This is a genomic window from uncultured Psychroserpens sp., from assembly GCF_947500255.1.
In the GTDB taxonomy this organism is placed as follows: domain Bacteria; phylum Bacteroidota; class Bacteroidia; order Flavobacteriales; family Flavobacteriaceae; genus Psychroserpens.
In genome coordinates, this window is sequence record NZ_CANMRL010000011.1 from 1 (window position 1) to 3,705 (window position 3,705).

A 3,705-nucleotide genomic window follows, 5' to 3' on the forward strand; every position below is an offset into this window, starting at 1 on the left:
CCAACTCCGTTAGAGGTTTGTGACGATGGAGTTCCAGATGGTCTTACGAGTATAGATTTAACATTAAAGAACACAGAGATTACGGATAATAACGCGAACTATTCTGTGAGTTATCATTTAACACAGGCAGATGCAGATGGGAATGTAAATCCATTGCCAATACCTTACACAAATATTAGCAATTGCCAGACGGTATTTGTACGAGTACAAGATATCAATACGGGATGTTACGATACCACGACCTTAGAGTTGTGTGTAGAGCAGGCACCTATAGCCAATACACCGACGCCATTAGCGTATTGTGATCCAGACAGTGATGGATTTGGGGTATTTGATTTAACGAGTAAGGACATAGAGATTACAGGAGGCGACCCGAACTTATCGGTGAGCTATCATGAAACGATGGCCGATGCTGATAATGATGTTAATGCCTTAGATAGTCCATATAATAATATCATGCAAGACACGCAAACGGTTTACGTTCGTGTAGAGAGTTCAACCATAGCAACAGATTGTGCGACGATAGTGGAGTTAATCTTGATTGTTAATCCAACACCACAGTTGGGAGCAGCTCCGACAGCTTTGGAGATTTGTGATGATCTTTCTGCAGATGGATTCGGACAGTTTGATTTAACGAGTAAGGAGGCGGAGATTTTACAGAATTTAGCAGATCCGACACAGTACACGGTTAGTTTTTATGAGACTGAGATGAATGCCGATATGGCAAATAACCCTATAGCAAATCCGACGAATTATACCAATACGACAGCGTTTAATCAGATTATCTGGGTTCGAGTAGAGGATATAGACCCAGCTACAGGCTGTTATAAACTGACGACCTTGGAGCTTATCGTAAATGCATTACCAGTTTTAGTGCAGCCTACGCCATTAGAGTTATGTGATGATAACAATCCAGGCGATGAGATGGAGATGTTTATCTTGGAAGATGCGACAGATGAGATTTTGGCTGGGCAGACGGGAATTAGTTTAACATACTATGAGACTCAGGCGGATGCCGATGCAGGGATCAATCCAATAACGAGTCCTTATACAAATATAGTTAATCCACAGACGATTTTTGTTCGAGCGACCAATGATGTTACAGGTTGTTTTGTAAGCACCACAGCGACAATATTATTACGAGTAAACCCAATACCATCACCGACACCACCGACAGATTTAGAGGTTTGTGATCAGGACAATGATGGATTTGAGTCGTTTAATTTAGAAGATCGTACACTGGAGATTATAGGCGGCGAGTTAGATACAGTAGTGACCTATCATGAGACTCAGGAAGATGCTGAGACAGGAGATAATGCCTTAGGTAGTCCATATACTAATATTGTTATGGATGAGCAGGTTATCTATATCAGACTTACCAATACGATAACTGGTTGTTACAATGCTTCAGAGACATTGACTATTCGGGTTTTACCTTCACCAGAGGTTCCAGTAGCGATAGATGATTATGTGATTTGTGACACGAATGCTGATGGAATTACACAGTTTGATTTGACGACAAAAGATGCTGAGATTTTAGGATCTCAGACAGATGTTACTTTGACCTACCATGTTACATTAGCAGATGCTTTATCAGGGAACAATCCAATAGCAAATGTAGGGAACTATACCAATACGAGTAACCCACAAACGATCTATGTACGCCTAGTAAGTGATATTAATAGTTGTGTAGATACGGGTCAGTTTGAGTTACGAGTAGAGTTACCACCAGTAGCCATTCAACCAACACCATTAGAATTATGTGATGATGATATTGCCGATGAGGTTACGGTATTTGATTTGACAGTAAAGGATAATGAGATTACAGGAGGCGAGGCGAGTTGGAGTGTAAGTTACTATGAGACTCAGGCCGATGCGGATGCCGGTATTAATGCAGTAGATGCCGAGGCTTATACAAATACCTCAGTAGGAGGAGCACCAGCGAATCCACAGACCTTATATGCTGTTGTTACCGATACCGATACAGGTTGTACAGACAGCATTACTTTAACGATTCGAGTGTTACCAAACCCGACACCAACAGAGGTTTTACCAGAGTTAATTTTATGTGATGATATCAATCCAGGAGATATGGAGGAGATCTTTGATTTGACGACCAATGAGGTATTGCTTCTCAATGGCGAGACCGGAGTGACACCAACGTATCATGAGAGTGAAGAGGATGCCGAGGATGGTATCAATGCGATAGTAGATCCGACGATGTATACCAATACCAGTACACCTCAAGTGATTTATGTACGAGTGACTAATGATATTACAGGTTGTTTTACAATAGTAAACTTTACTATAATTGTTAACCCATTACCAGATGTTGTAGCCGTTACCGATTTTATAGCCTGTGAGCTAAATAATGATGGTATTTACGATTTTGATCTCACGACAAAAGATGCAGAAGTACTAAATGGACAAGATCCGACGTTATTTACAGTAACCTATCATGCAACACAGCAAGATGCAGATGATCTAATGAACGCTTTAGTAAGTCCATATACGAATGTCACCAATCCCCAACAGATTTTTGTTGCGATAACCAACAACGATACGGGATGTTCTATAAGCACTCCAAGTTTTAATGTAGAGGTACAGGAAGCGGCAGAGGCTAATAGTGATATGGAGGTTATCGTTTATGAGATTTGTGATGATGAGATGGATGATGATAATGATCCAACGAACAATAGTTCCCAGTTTGATTTGTCGACTCAAAATGATTTAATTCTGGACGGTCAAGATCCAGCGAACTATATAGTGAGTTACTATGCTAGTGAGGCTGATGCGGAGTTAGGGGTTAACCCATTACCGTTTTTATATGAGAATTTGGTAAATCCTCAGGTAATTTGGGCACGTGTAGACAATGATACGCCAGATGGAGCAGGTATGGACACATCGATTTGTTATGCGGTAGCAGAATTGACCTTACAGGTGAATCCACAACCCGTATTTGATTTGGAAGACAGTTACATTTTATGTGTAGACACCAATGGTAGTGAGGTTATTAATGCACCAGTATTAGATACAGGGCTTAGTACAGCAAGTTATAGTTTTGTATGGTTCTTTAATGGCGTTGAGATTGTAGGAGCAACAGATAGTAGTTATATGCCAAATGAGGGAGGTACTTATAGTGTTACAGTGACAGATATAGTGACATCAAGTGTAACGATGTGTGAGAGTAGTGATACAACCGAGGTTATAGAGAGTGATCCACCTATAGTAACAGCAACGGTAACGACCGAAGCTTTTGCAGATACGCATGTTATCGAGGTTAGTGTAGAGGGCGTAGGCGAATATGAGTACAGTTTAGATGGTGGTCCATGGCAGGATGAGCCAATATTTGTGGATGTATCTTTAGGAGAGCATGTGGTGACGGCAAGAGATAAGAATGGCTGTGGAGAGGCGAGTGATGAAGTTATCGTTATGGATTACCCTAAGTTCTTTACTCCAAATGGAGATGGTTATAATGATAGATGGAACATTAGTGCAATAAATAATCAACCCAACGCAAAAATTTATATATTTGACAGATATGGAAAATTACTCAAGCAATTAAGTCCAACAGGATTAGGTTGGAATGGTAACTATAATGGGAACCAGATGCCAACAAGTGACTATTGGTTTGTAGTTGAGTATAATGAACCTAATACAGGTGACCGTAAAGAATTTAAAGCCCATTTTACCCTGAAAAGATAA

At 40.4% G+C, this 3,705-nt stretch carries 1 protein-coding gene; it reads left to right on the forward strand.

Features of this window, described 5'->3' with window-relative positions:
- Positions 1–3,705: T9SS type B sorting domain-containing protein (locus Q0783_RS18345; protein ID WP_298897592.1), on the forward strand; the 3,705-nt coding region annotated here is incomplete at its 5' end.